The 22,006-nt window shown below is 58.0% G+C and carries 19 protein-coding genes; all 19 read right to left on the bottom strand.

What is annotated here, in order from left to right:
• The 19 genes from HMPREF9162_RS04020 to yajC all read right to left on the bottom strand — a co-directional run bounded on the left by HMPREF9162_RS04020 (position 1) and on the right by yajC (position 21,996).
• The gene (locus tag HMPREF9162_RS04020) at positions 1-855 is read right to left on the bottom strand and encodes a transketolase (protein ID WP_009438551.1); all 855 of its coding nucleotides are present in this window, start codon (positions 853-855) and stop codon (positions 1-3) included.
• A 155-nt stretch (positions 856-1,010) separates the two neighbouring features.
• Entirely contained in the window at positions 1,011-2,699 is a 1,689-nt protein-coding gene (locus HMPREF9162_RS04015; RefSeq protein ID WP_009438490.1) for a ribonuclease J, read from the bottom strand.
• Positions 2,700-3,041: 342 nt separating this feature from the next.
• Positions 3,042-3,548 (bottom strand): hypothetical protein, encoded by a 507-nt coding sequence (locus HMPREF9162_RS04010; protein ID WP_009438384.1) that lies wholly within the window; start codon positions 3,546-3,548, stop codon positions 3,042-3,044.
• A gap of 114 nt (positions 3,549-3,662) precedes the next feature.
• Positions 3,663-5,087: an argininosuccinate lyase gene (gene argH, locus HMPREF9162_RS04005; RefSeq protein WP_009438359.1), complete on the bottom strand. Its 1,425-nt coding sequence runs from the start codon at positions 5,085-5,087 to the stop codon at positions 3,663-3,665.
• A complete protein-coding gene (locus tag HMPREF9162_RS04000) occupies positions 5,084-6,298 on the bottom strand; it encodes an argininosuccinate synthase (protein ID WP_009438435.1) in 1,215 nt (404 codons plus the stop codon). Before HMPREF9162_RS04000 ends, argH begins: the two co-directional genes overlap by 4 nt.
• Before the next feature lie 24 nt (positions 6,299-6,322).
• Complete coding sequence (argF, locus tag HMPREF9162_RS03995) at positions 6,323-7,252, bottom strand: ornithine carbamoyltransferase (RefSeq protein WP_009438484.1); 930 nt, start codon at positions 7,250-7,252, stop codon at positions 6,323-6,325.
• Positions 7,252-8,475, bottom strand: coding sequence for an acetylornithine transaminase (locus tag HMPREF9162_RS03990; protein ID WP_009438531.1), 1,224 nt, complete (start codon positions 8,473-8,475; stop codon positions 7,252-7,254). The genes argF and HMPREF9162_RS03990 overlap by 1 nt, the downstream gene beginning before the upstream one ends.
• Before the next feature lie 11 nt (positions 8,476-8,486).
• A complete protein-coding gene (gene argB, locus HMPREF9162_RS03985) occupies positions 8,487-9,371 on the bottom strand; it encodes an acetylglutamate kinase (protein WP_009438574.1) in 885 nt (294 codons plus the stop codon).
• Between the two features lie 12 nt (positions 9,372-9,383).
• Complete coding sequence (gene argJ / locus HMPREF9162_RS03980) at positions 9,384-10,595, bottom strand: bifunctional glutamate N-acetyltransferase/amino-acid acetyltransferase ArgJ (protein ID WP_037350188.1); 1,212 nt, start codon at positions 10,593-10,595, stop codon at positions 9,384-9,386.
• Positions 10,596-10,614: 19 nt separating this feature from the next.
• Positions 10,615-11,649: an N-acetyl-gamma-glutamyl-phosphate reductase gene (gene argC / locus HMPREF9162_RS03975; RefSeq protein ID WP_009438338.1), complete on the bottom strand. Its 1,035-nt coding sequence runs from the start codon at positions 11,647-11,649 to the stop codon at positions 10,615-10,617.
• Positions 11,650-11,818: 169 nt separating this feature from the next.
• Positions 11,819-12,760, bottom strand: coding sequence for a homoserine kinase (gene thrB / locus HMPREF9162_RS03970; protein ID WP_009438409.1), 942 nt, complete (start codon positions 12,758-12,760; stop codon positions 11,819-11,821).
• Positions 12,757-14,061: a homoserine dehydrogenase gene (locus tag HMPREF9162_RS03965; protein ID WP_009438501.1), complete on the bottom strand. Its 1,305-nt coding sequence runs from the start codon at positions 14,059-14,061 to the stop codon at positions 12,757-12,759. The genes thrB and HMPREF9162_RS03965 overlap by 4 nt, the downstream gene beginning before the upstream one ends.
• A 19-nt stretch (positions 14,062-14,080) precedes the next feature.
• Positions 14,081-14,527, bottom strand: a complete 447-nt coding sequence (locus tag HMPREF9162_RS03960) for an ACT domain-containing protein (protein ID WP_009438380.1) — start codon at positions 14,525-14,527, stop codon at positions 14,081-14,083.
• An 87-nt stretch (positions 14,528-14,614) separates the two neighbouring features.
• Entirely contained in the window at positions 14,615-16,843 is a 2,229-nt protein-coding gene (locus tag HMPREF9162_RS03955; protein ID WP_009348634.1) for a bifunctional (p)ppGpp synthetase/guanosine-3',5'-bis(diphosphate) 3'-pyrophosphohydrolase, read from the bottom strand.
• Entirely contained in the window at positions 16,833-18,821 is a 1,989-nt protein-coding gene (gene recJ / locus HMPREF9162_RS03950) for a single-stranded-DNA-specific exonuclease RecJ (protein ID WP_009438494.1), read from the bottom strand. The genes HMPREF9162_RS03955 and recJ overlap by 11 nt, the downstream gene beginning before the upstream one ends.
• A gap of 66 nt (positions 18,822-18,887) precedes the next feature.
• Positions 18,888-19,814 carry a protein translocase subunit SecF gene (gene secF / locus HMPREF9162_RS03945; protein ID WP_009438428.1) on the bottom strand — a complete coding sequence of 309 codons (927 nt, stop codon included), beginning with the start codon at positions 19,812-19,814 and terminating at the stop codon, positions 18,888-18,890.
• A complete protein-coding gene (gene secD / locus HMPREF9162_RS03940; RefSeq protein ID WP_037350262.1) occupies positions 19,807-21,036 on the bottom strand; it encodes a protein translocase subunit SecD in 1,230 nt (409 codons plus the stop codon). Before secD ends, secF begins: the two co-directional genes overlap by 8 nt.
• A 33-nt stretch (positions 21,037-21,069) precedes the next feature.
• A complete protein-coding gene (locus HMPREF9162_RS03935) occupies positions 21,070-21,708 on the bottom strand; it encodes a 5-formyltetrahydrofolate cyclo-ligase (protein WP_009438475.1) in 639 nt (212 codons plus the stop codon).
• A 3-nt stretch (positions 21,709-21,711) separates the two neighbouring features.
• A complete protein-coding gene (yajC, locus tag HMPREF9162_RS03930) occupies positions 21,712-21,996 on the bottom strand; it encodes a preprotein translocase subunit YajC (protein ID WP_009438535.1) in 285 nt (94 codons plus the stop codon).
• Positions 21,997-22,006: the final 10 nt, after the last annotated feature.

The following is a 22,006-nucleotide window of genomic DNA, read 5'->3' as shown; positions in this document are numbered from 1 at the left end:
TCATGCCTCCTCCTCGATGCGTTTGCGAATTGCGGCAAGCTCTTCCAGTCCCTTAGCAAGCTCCTCGTCGTTCGGCGCCTTGCCGTGCCATCCCGCATTGTTCTCCATAAAGGAGATGTCCTTGCCCTTCACCGTCCGCATGAGGATCACGGTCGGCTTCCCGCTGCCGTGATTCTCCCGGAACGTGCGGAACGCACCCTCGAGTGCGTCATAATCATGCCCGTCAATCGTTACCACATGACAGCCGAACGCTTCGAACTTTTGATCAATCGGCGCGGTGTTCATGACGTCCTTCGTCGCGCCGTCGATTTGAAGCCCGTTGACGTCAACGGTCAGGCAGAGATTGTCAAGTCCGTAGTGTGCGGAGAACATCGTCGCCTCCCACACCTGTCCCTCCGCCAGCTCACCGTCGCCAAGCAACGCATAGACGTTGATGTCCCGACCGAGATACTTTGCGCCCTTTGCCATGCCTGCCGCCGCCGAAATGCCCTGTCCGAGCGATCCCGTGGACATGTCGACCCCCGGCGTGAGGTTCATATTCGGATGTCCCTGCAGGCGCGATCCGATCCGGCGAAGCGTCAGCAGTTCCTCCACAGGGAAGAAACCGCGATTTGCTAGCGTGGCATAAAGCCCCGGCGCAACGTGCCCTTTGGAGAGGACAAAGCGGTCGCGTGTCGGATCCTGCGGGTTCTTCGGATCGATGCGCAGCTCTTTGTTATACAGATATGTAAAATACTCGGTGGACGACAACGATCCGCCCGGATGTCCGCTCTTTGCCGCATGTGTTCCGCGCAGGATGCCCTCGCGCACCTTTACCGCGAAAAGCCGCAGCTCTTTCTTTTCATTTGGCGTCATAAAACTCCTCCTCGGTCAAGAACAAATAGCCTCATGTGTTCCTATCTGATTCTATCGCTTTTTGTCCATAGACGCAAGCCCAAACATCATAGGAATCTCCCTCGTATACAGACAAAATAAAAAACCGCCCCCTCGCAAGACGGTTTTCCGATTGATTACACTTCGATGATGATGGGGAGAATCATCGGGCGGCGGCGCGTCTTATCAAAAAGATAGCGGCTGAGCGCGTCGCGCACGTTCGATTTGATCGCCGACCATTCGCAGACGTTCTCGTCCTCGCAGCGATCGAGCGCCTGCTGTACACGTGCGCGTGCCTCATCCATCAGCGCTTCCGACTCGCGCACGTAGACGAACCCGCGCGAGACAATATCGGGTCCCGAGACGACACGGTTCGACTGGCGATCCATCGCCACCACGATGATGAGAATGCCGTCCTGAGAGAGCTGACGACGGTCGCGCAGAACGATATTGCCCACGTCGCCGACCCCGAGCCCGTCCACCATGACCATGCCCGCCTGCACGCGCCCGGCGACCTGCCCCTTTTCCTTCGTGAACTCGAGGATCTGACCGTTCTCGCTGATGAAGATATTTTCCTTCGGCATACCGAGCTCGCGCGCGAGCTCCGCGTGCTGTACGAGATGATGGTACTCGCCGTGCACGGGCATGAAGAATTTCGGACGCACGAGGTTGTGCATCAGCTTGAGCTCCTCGCGGCTGCCGTGCCCTGATACATGGATGCCCTTATCGCGCCCATAGATGACATTAGCGCCAAGCTTCATGAGGTTGTCGACCGTCTTGGAGACGAGCTTTTCATTGCCCGGAATCGGCGTCGCCGAGATGATGACCGTGTCGCCCGGAACGATCGTGATCTTGCGGTGATCCGAGGTCGACATGCGTGAAAGCGCGGACATCGGCTCGCCCTGACTGCCCGTCGTCACGACGACGATCTGATCGGGGCGAAAATTATTGACCTCGTCGATGCTGATGATCGTACCCTCGGGCGCGGTGAGGTAGCCGAGCTCCAGCGAGATGCCGACCACGTTCTCCATGCTGCGCCCGAGCACGGCGACACGCCGCTTGTACTTCACGGCGGTGTCGATGACCTGCTGGATGCGGTGGACATTCGAGGAGAAACTCGCAACGATGATGCGCCCGCGCACATTGTGGAACGACTTGTCCAGTGCCGCGCCAACCGTACGCTCGCTCGGCGTATGCCCCTCGCGCTCCGCGTTCGTGCTGTCCGCGAGTAGTAGGAGCACTCCTTTGTTGCCAAGATCTGAGAAACGGCGGAAATCGGTCATCTGCCCGTCCACCGGCGTATAGTCCAGTTTGAAGTCGCCCGTGTGAACGATCATGCCGACCGGCGTCTTGATGGAAAGCCCGACCGCATCGGGAATGGAGTGGTTGACACGGATAAAGCCCACGCTGAAACATCCGATGTTGATGATGTCCCCCGCCATCACAGAGTGCAGATTGCTCGAATCGACGCCGTTTTCCTTAAGACGCCCCTCAAGAATACCGAGCGTCAGACGCGTGCCGTAGACCGGCACGGGGATTTGCTTCATCACATACGGGAGCGCCCCGATATGATCCTCATGTCCGTGCGTCAGGACGATCGCCTTCACCATGTCCTTGTTTTCGATCAGATAGGTGATGTCCGGGATGACGAGGTCGATGCCGAGCATGTCCTCCTCTGGGAACATGAGTCCCGAGTCGATGACGATGATCTCGTCGTCCACGCGGATGGCGGTCATGTTCTTTCCGATTTCGCCAAGTCCGCCGAGCGGTATGATCTGCACCTTCTGCGCATCTTTCCGGCGATTGCCGCTATGATTTAACGCCAAAAAAAGCACCTCCAAAAAAACTATGGGATTTCCGTTCACTTGATCCCATGTGAAAAAATATTATGATTGCAAATATCGATCATGAAATCAGAATTCATCCGCACGAAAAAACCGGCGACAAGGTAATTATCTCCTCCATTTGTCGCCACAGATGGGAGAAAGCCGCGCCCCTATCGCTACGAAAAGAGACGACCGCATAGCGATACCGAGAGCGGCATATAAAATTATCCGATCCATTCACTTAGTCGTTATTCTACCATTAAGATACCAACTTTGCAAATAAAATTTATAAAAGGCATGTCCCGCGCGAGGACATGCCTTTTATCAATACCTTTTTCGATGTTAAAAATGCATCGTGACGCCGACGCCGACGCCGTTTTCACGGCTGCCGTGATCCGGCTTGAAGTTGTGATAGTTCACGTTAAGGTCTAGATTGGCAATCAGCGATTTGTTGAGACCGACCTGCGCCTCGTTGAAGTCCTTGCCCGCCACATAGGACGCATAGGCGTTGAACCCGAGCACGGTCGGCGTACTGAGACCGATGCCTGCAAAGGCGTTGTTCTTATCCCCCGACTGCTTCATGTTCCAGCGATAGCCGCCAATCAGGCGGATATTTTGGTCAAGCACATTGTACTGGAGGTAGGCATCCTTCGGATTGCCGTATTCGTCACGTTCATTGCGCGAGACGCCGATCGTGAGCTCATCCGTCGCCTTGTGCTCAATGAAGGCTTCCTTCGTCCCAACGCCGACGGCAGTGTGATGCGTACCGATGTGATTGATCGGCGCCGCCATGGCTGCGGACGTCAGCGACAGCCCGAGCGCTGCGGCGAGAAATGCATATTTCTTCATGGTAAATCCTCCTTTCCGCGTATAGGTTCATGATACTTTTATCTGTTTAGACATCTCTTAGTACGTCATTATATTTCATGTATATTGAGCAGTTCATCATAAAAAAGTGATGAATCAAAGCACCTGCTGCTTCTCTGCTAGAGACGTGCACACGCTCTTCTCCGACGCAATGAGTTCCTCTGCCGCCGCGAGCTGCATCCGCACCTGTTCATAGGACGTGCCGCCGTAGGAATTGCGCCCCGCCACGCACGCCTCGGGGCGGATCGCGTCATAGATGTCCTCATCAAAGAGCGGCGAGAGCGTCCGATAGTCCTCGAGCGCCATATCGCCGAGCCAAATACCGCGCTCGATACAGAGGGCGACGGCTTTGCCGGAAACGGTGTGCGCCTGCCGGAATGGCACTCCCTTGCGCACGAGATAATCGGCAAGATCAGTTGCGTTCGAGAAGTCCTCTTCGACCGCACGCCGCATCACGTCCTCGCGTACCTTCATCCCGCGAATGAGCCGGGCATAGACGGAGAGGCTGAACTTCACCGTGTCGATCGCGTCGAACAGTCCCTCTTTGTCCTCCTGCAGATCCTTGTTGTAGGCGAGTGGCAGTCCCTTGACGGCGGTGAGCATCGCCATGAGGTGACCGACGACGCGCCCCGTCTTGCCGCGCACGAGCTCAGAGACGTCGGGGTTTTTCTTCTGCGGCATCATGGACGATCCCGTGCAGTGCGCATCGTCGAGCTCGACAAAGGAGAACTCGCGCGAGCACCACAGGATGATCTCCTCCGAGAGCCGCGAGAGATGCACCATGAGGATGGACGCCGCGGAGAGAAATTCGAGAATGTAGTCGCGGTCGCTGACGGCATCCATGCTGTTGGCGTAGATGCGCTCAAAGTTCAGCTTTTTCGCGACAAACGCACGATCGATCGGCAGCGTCGTCCCCGCGAGCGCCCCCGCACCGAGCGGCATGATATCCGCTCGCGCATAGATGCCTTGGAATCGCTCAAAATCGCGTGCGAGCATTCCAAAATACGCCATGAGATGATGCGCAAAGAGAATCGGCTGCGCACGCTGGAGATGCGTATAGCCGGGCATAATGACTTCACGGTGACGCTCCGCCGACTCCGTGAGCGCCTCCTGCAGATCCCTGATATGCTCCAGTACCTCGACGATCGAGCGGCGCACAAACATATGCGTATCGAGCGCGACCTGATCGTTGCGGCTGCGCGCGGTGTGCAGACGGCTGCCCGCGTCGCCGATCGCGTCCGTGAGACGTTTCTCGATATTCATGTGAATATCCTCGAGCGCCGTGCTGAACTCGAATGTCCCCGCGTCGATCTGCGCGAGAATGTCACGCAGCCCCTTTTCAATGGACGCGCGATCCTCCGCGGAGATGATGCCGACGTGCGCGAGCATGGCGGCATGGGCGATAGAACCCGCGATGTCCTCGCGGTACATACGGCGGTCAAAGCCGATGGACGCTTGAAATTCGTTGATCATCTCGTCCGTCGTCTTGGTAAAGCGTCCGCCCCAGAGCTTTTCACTCATTTGCCCTGCGCCTCCTGCATGAGCGCGCGAACTTTAAGCGGCAGTCCGAAGAGATTGATGAAGCCCGTCGCGTCCGCTTGATTGTATACGTCGTCATGCTCGAACGTGACAAACTCCTTGCTGTAGAGCGAGTACGGCGACGCTGCGCCCGCCGAGATGATGTTGCCCTTGTAGAGCTTGAGCCGCACCTCGCCCGTCACGGTCTCCTGCGTGCTGTCAACAAACGCCGCGAACGCTTCGCGGAGCTGGCAGAACCACATGCCGTCGTAGACGAGCTCGCCGTAGCGGATGGCGACGCTCTCCTTGTAATGGAATGTCGCACGGTCGAGACAGAGGTATTCGAGTTCCCGATGCGCGTAGTAGAGAATTGATCCGCCCGGGTTCTCATAGACGCCGCGCGACTTCATCCCAACGAGACGGTTCTCGCAGATGTCCACGATGCCGACACCATTGCGCGCGCCAATCTCGTTCAGTTTCGTCAGGAGCTCCACCGCGCCGAGCTTTTCTCCGTTCACGGCGACAGGGATGCCCTTCTCAAACGAAACGCTGACGTACTCGGGCGCATCCGGCGCATCCTCCGGCGCGCACGAGATGAGGAACATGCTGTTCTTCGGCTCGTTGGCGGGATCCTCAAGGTCGGAGCCTTCGTGCGAGAGGTGCCAAATATTGCGGTCCATGCTGTAGGTCTTGTTCTCGGTCGCAACGGGGATACCGTGCTTCTTCGCGTATTCGATCTCCGCCGTGCGCGAATCGAGATCCCATTCACGCCACGGCGCGATGATTTCAAGATTCGGCGCGAGCGCCTTGACGGTCAGCTCGAAACGCACCTGATCGTTCCCCTTGCCCGTCGCACCGTGGGCAATCGCATCCGCCCCCTCTTTTTTTGCGATCTCGACGAGCGCCTTTGCGATCACGGGACGTGCAAACGAGGTGCCAAGCAGATATTTTCCCTCGTAGACCGCACCCGCCTTGAGCGTCGGCCACACATACTCCTCGAGGAACTCCCGCGTAAGATCGACGATATGCACCTTCGACGCACCGGAGGCGAGCGCCTTGTCGTGTACGGGCGCAAGCTCCTCCCCCTGCCCGATGTCGGCGCAGACGGCGATGACCTCGCAGCCGTTGTAATGCTCTTTGAGCCACGGAATGATAACCGAGGTGTCCAGACCGCCGGAATACGCGAGAACTACTTTTTTAATCTGCTTTGCCATGAAAAACAACTCCTTAAAAATATATCAGCCGCCCATAACGAGCGCCATGATTGCCTTTTGCACATGGAGACGGTTCTCCGCCTCGTCAAAAATCACATTGGCAAAGGACTCGAACACGTCCTCCGTGATCTCCTCGCCGCGATAGGCGGGCAGGCAGTGCATCACGACGGCGCGCGCATCCGCCGCCGCGAGCAGCTCGGGGTTCACCTGATACGGACGAAACACCGCCGTGCGCGCGTCGTGCTCTTCCTCTTGTCCCATGCTCGCCCATGTGTCCGTCACAACGACGTCGGCATCCCGCACGGCTTCCTTCGGGTCATGGGTCAGCGTCACGGACGCGCCCGTCTCCGACGCATCCGCCCGGGCGTTCTGCACAACTTTTTCGTTCGGCTCGTATCCTGCGGGCGTCGCCGCCGCAAAATGCATCCCGACCTTTGCCGCCGCATACATCAGCGAATGCGTCATGTTGTTCCCGTCGCCGACATACGCCATCTTCAGCCCCGCGAGCCTCCCCTTGTGCTCGCGAATCGTAAGCAGGTCGGTCAGCGCCTGGCAGGGGTGCAGGAGGTCGCTGAGCGCGTTGATGACAGGCACGTCCGCCCAGCGTGCGAGCTCTTCGATGCGCTCATGCCCATAGGTGCGGATCATGATGCCGTCGAGATAGCGAGAGAGGACGCGCGCCGTATCCGCGATCGGCTCGCCGCGCCCGAGCTGGAGATCTCTGCTGCTGAGAAAGAGCGCCTGCCCGCCGAGCTGGTACATGCCGACCTCAAACGAGACGCGCGTACGCGTCGAGGATTTTTCAAAGATCATGCCGAGCGTCTTGCCCGCGAGCAGCGGATGTGGTATCCCCGCCTTTTGCCGCACCTTGAGATCCGCCGCCAGTGCGAGAATCTCCTCCACATCACCCGCGCTGAGATCGTGAATAGAAATCAAATCCATGCCGCTCTTCATCATAGTCCCCCTTGGTGACAAATGTCAAGGATGCACGCATCCAAAACGCGCACGACTTCATCCGCGTCGCGCTTCGTAAAGATGAGAGGCGGGACGAATCTGAGGACGCTCCCCGCCGTACAGTTTATGATCACGCCGCGCGCGAGCGCCATGCGCACGATCTCTGCCGCCGCGTCGGCGCTGTGCATCTCCATGCCGAGCATGAGCCCCATGCCGCGCACATAGCGCACATGATCTGAATATTTCTCCTTTAATGCCGTGAGTTCCTGCTTAAAGTATGCGCCGACCTCCCGCACATGTGAAAGAAAAGCCTCCTGCGCCACCGTGCCCAAAACGACGTTCGCCGCCGCACATGCGAGAGGATTGCCGCCGAACGTCGACCCGTGGTCGCCCGGATGAAACACCTGCGCAACCTTTTCCGTCACGACGAACGCACCGATGGGAACGCCGCCCGCAAGTCCCTTTGCAAGCGTCACGATGTCGGGTGTTACGCCGTATTGCTCATACGCATAGAACTTCCCCGTGCGCCCGATGCCGGTCTGAATCTCATCGAAGATAAGCAGCGCACCGTACGCATCGCAGAGTTCCCGCACGCTTTTCAGGTAGCCCTCTGCAGGCATCCGTACGCCGCCCTCGCCCTGGATCGGCTCGAGCATGACGGCGGCGGTTTTCTCACTGATGGTACTCTCCAACGCATGAATATCGTTAAAGTCCACATAGTCGAATCCCTGCGGCAGCGGTTCAAATCCTTTGTGAAACTTTTCCTGTCCCGTCGCCGTCAGCGTGGCGAGCGTGCGCCCGTGGAAACTGCCGCGCGCCGTGACGATCCGCACCTTGTCCGCAGAAATCGTATGCCCGTATTTCCGCGCCGCCTTGATGGCGCCTTCGTTCGCCTCTGCGCCGGAGTTGCCAAAGAACACCTTGCCGCCGTTCGTGAGACGGGAGAGCCGATCCGCTGCCTCCGCCTGCACCGCCGTATAGTAGAGGTTGGACACATGGATGAGCCGCCCTGCCTGTGCAGCGACGGCACCCACGAGCGCCGGATCGTTATGCCCGAGTACATTGACGGCAATGCCGCCGAGCGCGTCGAGGTAACGCCGCCCCTTCACATCGCAGACATATGCGCCCTCGCCGTGATCAAGCACGATCGGGCAGCGGCTGAACACGGGGAGATAGCTTGCCTGATCCTTCTCTATAATCTCCGATTCATATGTTTGGTTCATTGTTCTCCCTCCTACGGAAGCACCATCGTTCCGATGCCGTGCGACGTGAAAATCTCCAAAATAATCGAATGCGCAAGACGCCCGTCGACGATGTGTGTCTTATGTGCGCCCGCCTCGAGCGCCCGCAGACAGGCTTCCACCTTTGGAATCATGCCGCCTGCGATGACGCCGCTGCGGATATATTCCCGCGCCTGTGCGAAATGCAGCTGCGAGATCAGGCTGCTGCGGTCGGCAAAATCCCGATAGACGCCCTCCACATCCGTGAGGAGCAGCAGTTTCTCCGCGTGAAGCGCGCCCGCGATCTCCGCAGCAACATCGTCCGCGTTGATGTTGTAGCTCTCGCCGCTTTCACCCATGCCGATGGGAGAAATAACGGGAACATAGCCGCAGTTTAGGAGGTCGATGATGATACCGGTATTGATTGCCGCGACCTCACCGACCAAGCCGATGTCCACCGAGCGCGCCGTACCCTCCTCATAGACGACCGCATTTTTCCTGCGCGCGCGGATGAGCCCCGCATCCTTCCCGCTGAGACCAACGGCGCGCACACCGCGCAGATTGAGTAGGCTCACGATCTCGGAGTTCAGTTTGCCGATGAGCACCATTTCGGCGATTTCCACCGTTTCCTCGTCCGTCACGCGCAGCCCCGAAACGAACATCGTCTCCTTGCCGACTTTTTTGAGGAACTCCGTGATCTCGGGTCCGCCGCCGTGCACGAGGATGGGGCGGATGCCGACGTATTTCATCAGCGCCACATCGCGCATGACATTTTCCTTCAATGTTTCGTCGATCATGGCGTTGCCGCCGTATTTGATAACGACGGTCGTCCCGTAGAACTCCTGGATATAGGGAAGCGCGTCGACGAGAATCTCGGCCTTGTCCTTATCGGAAAACATACGCCGCCTCCTTTAGGTATGATATTCTCCGTTGATCTTCACATATTCGTAGGAGAAATCGCACGTCCACACCTTTGCCTCGACATCGCCGTCGTTCAAATCGATTTCAATCACAATATCATGTCCGCTCATGATCGCATGCAGCGCCTCCGCATCATACGGCACACCGACACCGCCCACATAGACGGGAATGCCGCCGAACTTCACCGTCGTACGATCCGGATTCATCGGCACGCCCGCATAACCGACGGCGCAGATGACGCGCCCCCAATTCGGATCCTCGCCGAAGAACGCCGTCTTGACCAGCGGACTGTTCGCAACGCTCATGCCAACCGTCTTGGCATCCGCAAAGGAACGTGCGCCGACAACGTCGATCGTGAGGAACTTCGTCGCGCCCTCACCGTCCGCCGCGATCTTTTCTGAAATGCCTTGACACAGTGCGAGCAGAGTTCCCTTGAACGCTTCGTAATCAGCGTTTTTCTCCGCAATCTTCGGATTGCCCGCCGCGCCGTTCGCAAGGATGATCGCCATGTCGTTCGTACTCATGTCGCCGTCAATCGAAATCATATTGAGACTGTGCTCCATGACCTCCGAGAGGGCTTCCTGCAGGAGCAAGGCGTCAATATCGGCGTCCGTCGTAATGAAGCAAAGCACCGTCGCCATATCGGGACGGATCATCCCCGAGCCCTTCGCGATGATGCCGAGCCGCACCTCCGTCCCGCCGAGCACAACGGTCGCAGTCCCCGCCTTCGAATAGGTGTCGGTCGTGAGAATGGCATTGCCCGCATCGGGACTGCCGGTCGGCGAGAGTGCCTGCGCTGCGGCGTGAATCCCAAGCTCCACCTTATCCATCGGGAGCAGCTTCCCGATGATGCCCGTCGATGCAACAACGACATCCTGCGCCGTGCAGCCGAGCGCGTCGGCGGTGATCTGCTGCATGGCGGCGGCATCCTCCTCGCCCTGCGCGCCCGTGCAGGCGTTGGCGCAGCCGGAATTGGCAATAATGGCGTGTGCCGTGTGCGTTGCGACAACTTTTTTCGAAACCCCCACGGGCGCCGCAGCGACCGCGTTTTTTGTAAACGTGCCGGCAACGGCGGCTTCCTTTTCCGTATAAATGAGCGCAACGTCGGGATTGCCGCTCTTTTTCAGACCTGCTTTCACGCCTGCTGCGAGAAATCCTTTCGGATAGGTAATTCCTGCTTTTGCACTTGCTTCACTGAACATAATGATTTCCTCCATTTACTTACGGGTACATCGGCACGAGGTCAAGCCCCGTGCGCTCGTCGAGCCCCATGATGATATTCATATTTTGGATCGCCTGCCCCGCCGCGCCCTTGACGAGATTGTCAATCGCCGAAAGCACGATCACGCGGTGTGTGCGGGGATCATAATGCCACGCAATATCGCAGTAATTTGTCCCACGCACATATTTCACGGCAGGGTACGCACCGCGCCCTCTGAGTCTGATAAAGTATTCGTCCGCATACAGGGCTTCGAACGCCGCGTCGATCTGCTCCTCCGTCACGCCTGCGACAGGTGCCGCATAACAGGTGGCAAGGATGCCGCGCGAGATCGGCGCAAGGTGCGGTGTAAAGCTGACGGTGACAATCTCGCCCGCCTGCACGGAAAGCGCCTGCTCGATCTCCGGCGTGTGTCGGTGACGTACGGCGCCGTACGCCGTGAAATTATCGTAGAACTCCGGAAAATGCGTGCTCTCTTTCGGCGTGCGCCCTGCACCCGACACGCCGGAAACAGCGTCGATGATGATGGCATCCGCTAAAATCAAATGCGCTTTGACGAGCGGCGCGAGCGCCAAAATGCTCGCCGTTGTATAGCACCCCGCATTTCCAACAATACGCGCGTGTGCGATGTCACTCCGGTACAGCTCCGAGAGCCCATACGCCGGCTCCGCTTCGGGATCCGTATGCGCCCTCCCGTACCATGCCTCATACACCGTCGTATCGTCGAAGCGATAGTCCGCGCCAAGATCGATGATGCGTACGGGAAGTCCTGCCGCCGCTTGAACAATCTTCATCGCATGACCGTGCGGCAGTGCGATGAACAGCACATCGCTGTCTGCGGCGATCTCCCTGACGCGTTCGATCGACTCCAATTCATTCTCATAAATATTCATCAAATGTGGACAGCATTCTGAGATATGATCCCCCGTGTGACGTTCCGAAGTCATATGCACAATCTCCGCCGCCGGATGTCGGTGAAGGAGACGAATCAATTCTTCTCCCGCGTATCCCGTCGCGCCGATAATGCTGGCTCTCATCTTGTCTCCTCCTGTCCTCTGTAAAAGATTTTATAAATATACATCTTTTTCGTATATTTTTCAAGTACTTTTTGAAAAATATACAAAAAATTAGGCTGCCGCACTGATATATGCAGCAGCCCTGATTCGTACCGGGATAAAATATATTTTGGAAGACAGGCTATTTTATTTAATTCGCCGACCTATCGTTAACAATACGAGCCCCCTTGGTATCAAGCCGCAGGAACAGGGGGCGTGCCTGAACGCCATGGTCGCGGAACGCGGAACGCATAGCATCGGCAACAGCATCCGTACATCTCCGCCGCTCGGGGACAAAAGCGATAAGACAAGGGCCTGCGCCGCTGAGTGCCGCACCGTATGCGCCCGCCCGTTTTGCCGCCGCGAAAACGTCGAACATACCGGGAATCAGCTCCGCGCGGTAATTCTGATGCAGCGCATCCTCAAACGCATGATCAAGGAACTTCTCCGCCCCACGCGCAAGCGCTGCGACCATCATGCCCGCATGGCTGATGTTGAAAATCGCGTCCTTCATTGGAATTTCGACCGGCAGTACCTGACGTGCAGATTTGGTCGAGAGGTAAAAATTCGGCACCATAATGACAAACCGCATAAAGATACGCGGCAAAAAGGAAAAGCAATCCACCACACCATTCGTGACGGTGTTGACGGTAAATCCGCCGTAGATCGCAGGCGCAACGTTATCGGGATGTCCTTCCATGTCGGTCGCGAACTGGAGCAGTTCATGCCTGTTGAACCGATTATCAAGAATGGCATTCGCTGCCTTGAGCCCAGCGACAATCGCCGTGGCACTGCTGCCAAGTCCTCGGGACAGAGGAATGCGGTTGTTCATATGGATCTTTGCCCCACGGAACTCATCATTGCAGCCCGCTCTCTCCAAAAGATACCGGACAGATTTCCACACGATGTTCCGTTCGTCGGCAGGAATATGCGACGCGCCCTCGCCGCGCGCGGTGATCTCAACACCCGGTGCCCGGGTCAGCGTGAGCGTAGTCTCGTTGTAAAGGGTACAGGCAATGCCGAACGCGTCAAAACCGGGACCGAGGTTCGCACTCGTTGCAGGAACGCGTACCCGGACGGTTCTCTCGCTCATAACGTGTCCTCCCTGCCGTCTGCAACACGGATCAGGCTGCGCACCTCACGCACAACGGGGAGCACTTCGAGCGACTTGACTGCGGCGGATGCCGCTGCATGTGGTACGACATGCGTGACGGCGACAATCTCCGCGTGTCCGTCCTCCGTACGCCGTGCCTGAATGACTGATTTTAGACTGACGTCCGCGCGTCCAAATGTCGCTGCGATCTCGCCGAGCACGCCCGGTTCGTCAGCGACGACGAGACGCAGATAATAGGAGGACTTCGTCTTTTCAAGCGGGCAAAGTTTTTTCTTTTCGCCGATCTTATATTTCATGCGCCCCGTCGTACCGGATACAATGTCGCGCACAATCTCAATGATGTCGGAGGTGACAGCCGACGCGGTCGGCAGAGAGCCTGCGCCGCGCCCGTAGAACATGACGTCGCCGATCACGTTGCCGCGCACAAAGATGGCGTTGAACACGCCGCTGACCGATCCGAGCGGATGCGTCTGCGGCAGGAACACGGGATGCACGCGGATGTCGAGTCCATCCTCAGTGTCGCGTCCCACGGCGAGCAGCTTAATCACATAGCCGAGATTCAGTCCGTACTCGATGTCGTCCTCCGTGATATGCGAAATCCCCTCGACCGAAACGTCTTTGAATCCGACGACCGTGTCAAATGCAAGCGATGCAAGGATCGCCGCCTTGCGCGCTGCGTCGAGTCCGTCCACATCTGCCGATGGATTTGCCTCGGCATAGCCCTTCTCCTGCGCGCGGCGCAGTACGGCGTCGTAGCTGATATGCTTCTCCGTCATCTTCGTCAGCATGTAGTTCGTCGTACCGTTGACGACACCCATGACCTCCGTGATGCGGTTGGCGGTAAGACATTCCTTGAGCGGCTTGATAATGGGGATGCCTCCGCCGACGCTTGCCTCATAGAGGAAATCAACACCGTTCTCGTCTGCCGCAGCATACAGTTCGCTCAGATGCTCGGCGATGACGTCCTTATTCGCCGTGACGATATGCTTTCCCGCCGCCATGGCGCGCATCATGTAGTCCTTTGCCGGCGTCCGTCCGCCCATGACCTCGACGACGACGGCGATCTCCGGATCGTTCAGGATTTCTTCAAAATTATCCGTTAAGGTGAGCCCCTCAAGTGCGGGACGATATTTTTTCGCATCGCGCACGAGAACTTTTTTGATCTCGATGGCGGCACCCGCACGCCCTGTGATGATGTCCGCATTCATTGAAAGCGTCTCAACGACGCCGGAGCCGACCGTCCCCGCGCCTAAGAGAGCAATTTTAATTGTTTGACTCACAGATTCCCTTCCTTCCCCGTTATGATTGCGCAACAACCTCGAGCCGCTTGACGCCCTGCACCGCTTCAATCTTTTTCAGCAGCTCTTCCAGATCCCCTTTGAGGTTCAGTGTTTCAAGCGTGATATGAGCGGATGCCGCCCCCTGCGAGGGCAGACTTTGGTTGATCGTCAGGATATTTCCGCCTTCTTCGGCAATCACCTGCAGCACCTCCTGCAGCGTGCCGCGCCTGTGCTGCAGCAATACGGCAAGTGTAATGATCTTATCACGTGCCGCTTCAAAGAACGGATATACATAGTCCTTATATTTATAGTAAGCGCTGCGGCTGATGTTTGCCTTGGCGACAGCTTCGTTGACGGTCAGTACTTCCCCGCGGTGAATGAGCTCTTTGGCGAGAATGGTCTTTCTGATGGATTTCGGCAGAATCTCCTCACGCACGAGGTATACGCCTTTCATATCAATATCCACAATAATTCCTCCAGTGGATAAAAAGCCCCTTCCGGTAGACACGTCAAGTATATCATACACCGGTCAAATTACAAAATTAATTTGCGCTCACATATCTCCGTTCCCCTGCACTCCCGCAAGGGTACGCGTAACGCGATAAACGTCTTTGAGCTGACGTACACGCGTCATAACCTGCGAAATTTGGTCAATGTTGCTGACGTTCAGCCCGAGCAAGACGGTGGAGGTTTTATTGCGTCTGTTCGGCGTCGCGTTGACGGTATGGATGTTGACCTTCATTTCCGACGGTACGGCAAGGATCTCGGAGAGCATTCCGTTCCGATCGTTGCAGACGATCTCGATCCCGACAGTGTACTCCTTGTCAAGTCCAATGTCCCAGTCCACCTCGATCATGCGCGAGAATTCGGTATCATTGAGAACGTTCGGACAGTCCGAACGATGTACGGAGACGCCGCGCCCACGCGTGATGTAGCCCGTGATGGGATCGCCCGGAATCGGATTGCAGCAGCGTGCGAGTCGCACGAGATAACCGCCTTCCCCCTCGACAAGGACGCCGTGACTCGCTTTCTTTCGCTTGCCGCGCCGCGGGGTTCTGAGTTCGGAGAGGAGCTGCGATACCTCGGGCGGCGTTTCCGCCTGCACGGATTTGCGGTGCAGCTCGATAAGCTTTGTCATGATGCCCTGTAAGGTAACACCGCCGTAACCGAGCGATGCGAGGAGATCATCTTCGGTCTGCACGTTGAGCTTTTCGGCAACCTTTGCAAGCCGTCCGTCTGCGAATAATTCTTTTGGGCTGTAACCGAGCCGCTTCGCCTCGTCGCGGATGAGGTTCATCCCGCGATCGATATTCGCCTCACGGTTTTCCTTCTTGAACCATGCGCGGATCTTGCCGCGCGTCGCTGAGGATGCCACCGTGTTGAGCCAATCTGGACTCGGACCGCCGCTTGCCTTATTCGTGACGATCGACACGATGTCGCCGTTTTTGAGTTTATACTCAAGCGGAACAATCTTTCCATTGACCTTCGCGCCGACGCAGTGATGCCCGATCTCCGTATGGATGTGATAGGCAAAGTCGATCGGATTCGATCCTTTCGGCAGGTCGATGACGTCTCCGCGCGGGGTAAAGACAAACACCTCGTCGGAGAATACGTCGAGTTTCAGCGCTTCGAAAAATTCCTTTGGGTCGTCGTACTCCTTTTGCAGACTGACCATCTGCCGGAGCCACGACATCTTTTGATCCGCTGCACCGCCTGCACCGATGCTCTTTCCGGACTCCTTGTACTTCCAGTGCGCGGCGACGCCAAACTCGGACACACGGTGCATCGCATGCGTCCGAATCTGGATCTCGAGCGGATCTCCCTGCGTCATGACCGTTGTGTGCAGGGACTGGTAGCCGTTCGATTTTGGCATGGCGATATAGTCTTTGAATCGCCCCGGGATCGGCTTCCACATGGCGTGAATGACGCCGAGCACGCCGTAACAATCCTTGACCGAGGAGACGAGTACGCGCACGGCGGAAAGGTCGTAGATCTCGCTGACACTCTTGTTGTCACGTTTCATCTTACGATAGATGCTGTAAAAGTGCTTGGCGCGCCCTTTGATCTCCGCTTCGATTCCGGCATCCTCGAGTTTTTCCCGAATCTGACGAATGGAGTCCAAAATGAATGCCTGCCGCTCGCGGCGCTTATGTTTGACCTCCTCCACGAGGGCATAGTACGCGTCCGGCTCCAGGTAGCGCAGGCAGAGATCCTCCAGTTCGATCTTGATGTTCGATATGCCGAGCCGGTTTGCAAGCGGAGCATAAACCTCGAGCGTCTCGTGGGCGATGCGCTGACGCTTGTCCTCGCGCATGTATTTGAGCGTGCGCATGTTGTGGAGGCGGTCGGCGAGCTTGATCATGATGACGCGGATATCCTTTGCCATCGCGAGGAACATCTTACGATAGTTCTCGAGCTGTACGTCCTCCTTGGACATGTACTGAATCCGCCCGAGCTTTGTCACGCCGTCGATCAGCACCGCAATATTCTTGCCGAACAGTTCCTCCATCTCCTCGATGGTCGCGTGCGTGTCCTCGACGACATCGTGCAGAAGCGCCGCGCAGATCGTCTCATCGTCCATATGCAGCCCCGTGAGAATGTAGGCGACATGGAGCGGATGGATGATGTACGCCTCGCCGGAGATGCGCGCCTGCCCGCGGTGCGCCTTTTCGGCAAATTGGTAGGCACGTTCGATCTTTGCGGTATCAGCGTCCGGCTGATAGACACGTATCTTTTCGAGGATCATATCGAGGGTAATGTTTCCATGCGCTTCACTTGACATCTCCCGACACCTCTCTTTCCCAATACCTGCGGTACGTCGGCGCGTCCGTCAGTTCTATCTTTTTCTCCGCCGGAATCATCCGGCAGCCGCCGTCCGGCAGCGGCTCCAGCAGCCCAAGCTCATGGAATATATCGAGTGCACGCCCTAGGGTATAATGTGATATATGCCCCTCTGCGGCGCTGATCCGCCGCGTGAGCATGGGCAGCGCATAGGAGATATCTCCCGCGGGCGTCCGCAGTGCACCGAGCGTACGGTAGATGCGCCGCAGCAGTTCTCGATCCGGAAAGACGCGCTCACATGCGGCGGGCAGTATGCTATCTACCATACACTGTACGGAATATGTTCCCTGCCACTCGTTGATGCTCGGGACATATGCGATGTCCACGGACTCCTCCGCCAGCACCGCGGCGAGCTCCCCATGATTCCAGTAGAGTCCCGCGACGCGATGCTCGGGCGTTCCAAGCGCAAGGCGCAGATGCTTTCCCTCCGCACCGATGGCGTCGGCAGATGTGGGGCGCATGTCACGGCAGCCGAATACGGGACGCGGGTTTCCCATCCCGTATGGCTCGAGGAGGGCGAGTTCCTCGACGAGGGGAATCGTCCAGTCGGTCGGCGGAACAAGCGCTTCGATCCGCGTCTTTGGAATAAAATCCGAAGGATGCAGATGCTCCCGCACATACGCCGAGAATGCTGCGCGAAAATCCTCCAGCCGCTCCGGCAGAACGGACAGCCCCGCCGCCATCGCATGACCGCCGAACTGAATCAACGTCTCGCGGCACGCTGAGAGCGCGTCGTACATGTGCAGCCCCGCGATGCTCCGGCACGAGCCCTTGTAGACATTCTCCTGCCGCGTGAGCACGATACTCGGTCGGTAATAGGTCTCGACAAGGCGGGACGCGACGATACCGATCACACCCGCGTTCCAATCCTCACTCGCGACCACGATCGCAGGTACATCGGGCGTAAAATCCGCAAGACTCCGCTGCGCCTCGGTGAGAATCTCCTGCTCGAGGCCGCGCCGCTCGGTGTTGAGACCGTTCAGCTCTCCCGCGATGCGTGCTGCGTCCACCGCGTCCTCCGAGGAGAGCAGCGCGACGCCGTGCCGCGCCGTCTCGAGACGCCCGGCGGCATTGAGCCGCGGTGCGAGCTGAAAGCCGACATGCCCCGCATTGATCTTTTTATCCTCCAGTCCCGCAACGGAAATCAGCGCGCGGATACCGACACATGGATTTTCCGACATGACGCGCAGTCCCTGCCGCACAATTTTGCGGTTCTCCCCCGTGATGGGAACGAGATCCGCCACCGTCCCGAGTGCAGCAATGTCGAGGTCGTCCTCATAGAGACGCTGCGCCCGCCGCTGCCAAAGCGCCTGACAGAGCTTGAATGCGACGCCGACACCCGCGAGTTCCTTTTCCGGATAGGGACAGTCGGCGCGGTGCGGGTTGAGTACGGCAAGCGCGGGCGGCAGCTCCGTCCCGGGCAGATGATGATCTGTGACGATGATGTCGAGCACGCCGCGCATCTCCGCCACCGCCTCCACGGACGCGATGCCGCAGTCCACCGTGACGAGCAGCGCGCAGCCCTCTTCGTGAATCTGCCGCAGCGCGGGCAGGTTGATGCCGTAGCCTTCCGTAAATCGATTTGGGATGTAGTACGAGACATCACCGCCGAGCGCGCGGATATTTTTCGTCAGGAGCGTCGTCGAGGTCATACCGTCCACATCATAGTCGCCGTAGACCACGATCGGCACGTGTCTCTCGATCGCGTCGAGAATGCGTGCGGCGGCAATCTCCATGTCCGCCATGAGGAACGGGTCGTGAAACGGCGCTTCCTCGGGATGCAGGAACGCATCGGCAGCGTCGGGTGTACGGATGCCGCGATGCCATAGAATCTGTGCGACGAGCGGCGCGACCCCCGCAGTACGCGCAAACGCATCCGCCTCCGCAGCCGGCTCCTCTATGATCCATTCTTTCAGCATGGACGTCCCCCGTTCCCATAACGCAAAAGAGCCCGCTCCAATGAAAAGCAGGCTCTCCCTTCTTTATTAGACCTCCGCGGCAACCGCCTTTGCCTTTGGCGCGGCAGGTCTCCGCTCCGTACGGTTGCGCAGCTCAATCCAGATTTGGCTCGCAATGAAAATCGAAGAATAACATCCGACCGCAAATCCGACGAGCAGCGCAAATGCGAAGTCCTTCGTCGTCTCGCCGCCGAACCAGTACAGCGCCGCCGTTGTGAACAGAACGGTGAAGACCGTGTAGAGCGAGCGTGTAAGCGTCTGATAGATGGAACGGTTGACGAGCTCGTCCACATCGCCGCCGCGGCGGAAATGCAGCTTTAGATTCTCGCGGATGCGGTCAAAGATCACGATGGTATCGTTGATCGAGTAGCCGACGATCGTCAGCAGCGCCGCGATGAACGACGAATCGATCTGCCGCTGTGTCAGTGAGAACACCGCCAGCACGATGATGATGTCGTGCACCAGCGCAAGCACCGCCGAGACGCCGAACCGCCATTCGAAGCGGTACGCGACATAGAGGATGATGAGCGCCCACGAGATGACGAGCGCGAGTACTGCATTCGTGATCAGCTCGCCGCCGATGGTTGCGCCGACTTTCTCCTCGCGCAGCACCGTGTAGGGACCGACATCCTGCGTCAGCGCAGCCATCACCTCTTTGCGTTGATTTTCCTCGAGATCCACCGTGCGGATCATAGCGTTCTCCGAGGACTCCACACCCGACTCTGTCCCCGAGAGCTGGATCGTGCTGTTGTCGAGGTCGTACTTTGCGAGACTCGTGCGAATATCGGCGAGCGTCACGGGATGCTCAAAGTGCAGATCGATGATCGTGCCGCCCGTGAAATCAATGCCGAAGTTAAAGCCGCGTACGCCCATGCAGATGAAGCCTGGAATAATCATCAGGAGCGAGATGAGGAAGAATATTCTCCGATGCCCCGCAATATCGAACTTAGGCATTTCTCTCATCTCCTTTCTTCACCCCGATCATGAAGCCGTTGGCACCGTACATCGTCGGATTCTCCGAAATCTTCGCATTGACCATGAGCTTGAGCAAATACTGCGTCAAGGTGATCGCCGTGAACATCGAGAGAATCGTGCCGACGCCGAGCGTGATCGCAAAGCCGCGAATCGTTCCGGTCCCAAGGAAGAACAGGACGCCCGCCGCGATCAGCGTTGTGACATTGGAGTCAAAGATCGTCGTGAACGCGCGCTTGAACCCCGCGTCCATCGCGAGGCGCAGCGACTTGTGCTGTACTTGATACTCCTCTTTGAAATGCTCAAAGATCAGCACGTTCGCATCGACCGCCATACCAATGGAGAGGATGATGCCCGCCACGCCCGGGAGCGTCAGGGTCGCATCCATCAGATAGAGAATACCGAGCAGCAGAATCGTGTACGCCATGAGTGCCACGTCCGCGATGAAGCCCGACAGATGATAGAAGAGAACCATGAAAAGGACGACCGCGCCAAGACCGACGGCAAATGCGAACTCCGATTTATCCTTCGAGTCCTGTCCGAGCGTCGGACCGACGGTGCGCGTCTCGATGATCTCCACCTTGACCGGGAGCGCACCGCTGCGCAGGACGACCGCGAGGTTCTGCGCCTCCTCCAGGGTCTTTTGTCCCGTGATCTCCGCGCGCCCGCCGAGAATCGGCTCGCGGACGTTCGGCGCGGTCAGCACCTCGCCGTCGAGCAGGATGGCGATCGTACGCCCGACGTTGCGCATCGTAAGATCGGCAAATTTCTGCGCGCCCTCGTCGGAGAACTCGAGATTGACGACGTTCTGTCCCGTCTGAGGATTCGTCGACGCCTGCGCGTCCTTGAGATCCGTCCCCGTCAGCACCGTATTGCCGTCCTCGTCACGGAACTCGAGCATCGCCGTCTTGCCGATCGTACGGATCGCAGCGTCGGGGTCTTTGATGCCCGGCAGTTCGATGATGACGCGCCGCTCGCCCTCGCGCTGAATGATCGGCTCGGTCAGACCGAGCGAGTTGACGCGCTTTTCCATAATTGCCACAACGCGGTTCATCGCATCGTCATTGACCTGTGCCTGCTCCGTGTCCACGGCTTCGAGCACAACGTGCGTGCCGCCCTGGAGATCCAGCCCCTGGCGAATCGAACTCGCGAGCGGCTGAACGAATGCAAAGAACACGCCGATAATGACGGCGACCGCGATCACGAGCTTGAGCAAACTATGTTGTCTCAATCGTCCTCACACCTCTTCCTCAAAGGTCTTATCATACCGCCCCCTGTACGGGCGCAGAAAGCGCCGCTCCGTCAGGATGCAGTCCACATAAGCGTCGTGTGACGCCATCGGAATCCTCGGAATCACTTGAAAATCATAGGCAAGCGCAAGCCGCAGCGCGTGCGCTGCCCGCGGCAGAAACCGATCGTAATATCCGCCGCCAAGCCCCAGCCGACCGCCGTCCTCGGCAAAAGCAGCGCCGGGTACAATGACGACATCAATCTCTTCCGGCGCAACGAGCTCGCTTTGCGCGGGATCGGGCGTTAAAATGCCGTACGCCCCTTCGACGAGTTCTTCGATTGTGAGAAGCAGCCGTGCCTCGATATGCCCCTTCCCCGCAATATGCGGAAGCGCAATGCGCTTCCCTGCACGGAGAAATGTCTCCATCAGAGGAAAAAGATCCGGTTCTTCCGGCGTCGATGCGTAGAGCATCACGGTTGCGGCATCCCGCACCTCCGGCTGCTCCATCGCGCGCGCCCTCACGATCTCCGAGGCGCGTTTGCGCTCCTCTGCGGGCAGCATCCTGCGACGCTCCAGCATCTCCCGCCGCAGCGTATGCTTGCGTTCCCGCAGCGACGCAAGATTCTCATCAGTCTCCACGGACATGGATCATTCCTGCGGCTCTGAAACCACCGCGCTGATTGCCGAGCGTTCGAACACGATGTCAACGCCTTCTGCGGCACGCAGCGTTACCGTCTTTCCGTCAAGCGCCGTGATCGTCCCGTGCATACCGCCGAGCGTCACCACAGCGTTGCCGGCGGCAAGACGGCTAAGCATCTCTTCCCGCTTTTTCTGCGCCTGCTTCTGCGGACGGTACAGCAGGAAGTAGAAGAAGACCACCAAAATAACAATGGGCCCCCAAGAACTCAGTTGTGCCATCATCTGTTCATCCATAAATACAACT

Source organism: Selenomonas sp. oral taxon 137 str. F0430, assembly GCF_000183625.1.
Taxonomy (GTDB): domain Bacteria; phylum Bacillota; class Negativicutes; order Selenomonadales; family Selenomonadaceae; genus Centipeda; species Centipeda artemidis.
The sequence above is the reverse complement of the archived record's forward strand: the minus strand, read 5'-3'. Positions and strand labels throughout refer to the sequence as shown.

Bases quoted from the DNA above. Each gene is read 5' to 3' on its own strand.
- HMPREF9162_RS04020 (WP_009438551.1), bottom strand. From the start codon at position 855: ATGACGCCAAATGAAAAGAAAGAGCTGCGGCTTTTCGCGGTAAAGGTG.
- HMPREF9162_RS04010 (WP_009438384.1), bottom strand. From the start codon at position 3,548: ATGAAGAAATATGCATTTCTCGCCGCAGCGCTCGGGCTGTCGCTGACG.
- argH (WP_009438359.1), bottom strand. From the start codon at position 5,087: ATGAGTGAAAAGCTCTGGGGCGGACGCTTTACCAAGACGACGGACGAG.
- HMPREF9162_RS04000 (WP_009438435.1), bottom strand. From the start codon at position 6,298: ATGGCAAAGCAGATTAAAAAAGTAGTTCTCGCGTATTCCGGCGGTCTG.
- argF (WP_009438484.1), bottom strand. From the start codon at position 7,252: ATGAAGAGCGGCATGGATTTGATTTCTATTCACGATCTCAGCGCGGGT.
- HMPREF9162_RS03990 (WP_009438531.1), bottom strand. From the start codon at position 8,475: ATGAACCAAACATATGAATCGGAGATTATAGAGAAGGATCAGGCAAGC.
- argB (WP_009438574.1), bottom strand. From the start codon at position 9,371: ATGTTTTCCGATAAGGACAAGGCCGAGATTCTCGTCGACGCGCTTCCC.
- argJ (WP_037350188.1), bottom strand. From the start codon at position 10,595: ATGTTCAGTGAAGCAAGTGCAAAAGCAGGAATTACCTATCCGAAAGGA.
- argC (WP_009438338.1), bottom strand. From the start codon at position 11,649: ATGAGAGCCAGCATTATCGGCGCGACGGGATACGCGGGAGAAGAATTG.
- thrB (WP_009438409.1), bottom strand. From the start codon at position 12,760: ATGAGCGAGAGAACCGTCCGGGTACGCGTTCCTGCAACGAGTGCGAAC.
- HMPREF9162_RS03955 (WP_009348634.1), bottom strand. From the start codon at position 16,843: ATGTCAAGTGAAGCGCATGGAAACATTACCCTCGATATGATCCTCGAA.
- recJ (WP_009438494.1), bottom strand. From the start codon at position 18,821: ATGCTGAAAGAATGGATCATAGAGGAGCCGGCTGCGGAGGCGGATGCG.
- secF (WP_009438428.1), bottom strand. From the start codon at position 19,814: ATGCCTAAGTTCGATATTGCGGGGCATCGGAGAATATTCTTCCTCATC.
- HMPREF9162_RS03935 (WP_009438475.1), bottom strand. From the start codon at position 21,708: ATGTCCGTGGAGACTGATGAGAATCTTGCGTCGCTGCGGGAACGCAAG.
- yajC (WP_009438535.1), bottom strand. From the start codon at position 21,996: ATGGATGAACAGATGATGGCACAACTGAGTTCTTGGGGGCCCATTGTT.